Source organism: Dietzia sp. CQ4, assembly GCF_014145125.1.
Taxonomy (GTDB): domain Bacteria; phylum Actinomycetota; class Actinomycetes; order Mycobacteriales; family Mycobacteriaceae; genus Dietzia; species Dietzia natronolimnaea.
Map to the genome: position 1 here is coordinate 1 of NZ_JAALDZ010000337.1, position 1,186 is coordinate 1,186.

2 protein-coding genes are annotated in these 1,186 nt (G+C 71.8%); one reads left to right on the forward strand and one right to left on the reverse strand.

Going from position 1 to position 1,186, the window contains the following annotated elements:
• Positions 1-212: TrmH family RNA methyltransferase (locus G6031_RS16205; RefSeq protein ID WP_277820163.1), on the reverse strand; the 212-nt coding region annotated here is incomplete at its 3' end.
• 60 nt (positions 213-272) lie between these two features.
• On the opposite strand from G6031_RS16205, the gene G6031_RS16210 reads away from it, so the two are divergent.
• A complete protein-coding gene (locus tag G6031_RS16210; RefSeq protein ID WP_182653819.1) occupies positions 273-1,133 on the forward strand; it encodes a bifunctional methylenetetrahydrofolate dehydrogenase/methenyltetrahydrofolate cyclohydrolase in 861 nt (286 codons plus the stop codon).
• The last annotated feature ends 53 nt before the right edge of the window (positions 1,134-1,186 follow it).

The window sequence follows — 1,186 nt, forward strand, 5'->3', positions numbered from 1 at the left end:
TACGCGGCCTCGAGATCCTCGTGGACCTCCACGTGCGCCAGGTCGTGGTAGTCGAGCCCCGCCCGCCGCAGCTGCGGTTCGGACAGGTCGAAGCCCAGTGGCCCGGCCAGATGGAGTTCACACCCCGCCCCCGCCGCCAGCCGGATCGCGTTGCCGGTGTTGGGGGGGATGCGGGGTCGGTCGAACAACACACGCACGCCGGCTCCGGTCATGGCGGCCATTCTCGCAGTGCGCTGGCGACGTGGACGCTCCGGAGTGGGATACTGGCGCCCGTGACCGCTATCAAGCTGGACGGAAAGCTCACCCGCGACGAGATCGTCGCCGACCTCACCGACCGGGTCGCCGCGTTGCGCGACAAGGGCATCACCCCGGGGCTGGGAACGGTCCTGGTGGGCGACGACCCGGGCAGCCACTCCTACGTCAAGATGAAGCACCGCGACTGCGAGCAGGTCGGCATCGCCTCCATCCGGCGTGACCTGCCCGCCGAGACCGGTCAGGCCGAGCTCGAGGCCGTGATCGACGAGCTCAACGCCGATCCCGCGTGTACCGGGTACATCGTTCAGCTACCGCTGCCGAAGCACCTCGACGAGAACGCGATCCTCGAGCGCATCGACCCGGCCAAGGACGCGGACGGCCTGCACCCCGTCAACCTCGGCAAGCTGGTCCTCAACGCGACGGCCCCTCTGCCGTGCACCCCCAACGGCGCCATCCACCTCCTGCGGCGTTTCGGTGTCGAACTCGACGGGGCACACGTGGTGGTGATCGGCCGCGGGGTCACCGTGGGGCGCCCGATCGGGCTGATGCTCACCCGCCGCAGCGAGAACTCGACCGTCACCCTGTGTCACACCGGAACCCGGGACCTGCCCGCCGAGACGCGGCGGGCCGACGTGATCGTGGCCGCGGCCGGGGTGGCCCACATGCTCACGCCGGACATGGTCAAGCCGGGCGCGGCGATCCTCGACGTGGGGGTGTCCCGGCTCGACGGGAAGCTGGCCGGCGACGTCCACCCGGACGTGTGGGACGTCGCCGGTGCGGTCTCCCCGAACCCGGGTGGCGTCGGTCCGCTCACGCGGGCGTTCCTGCTGGCCAACGTGGTCGAGCGCTGCGAGCGGCTTGCCGCGGGGACGTCCTAGGCCCGCATGACCCACCCCGCCCCCGACCGGCCGCGGCCGACCGATGCCCGGCC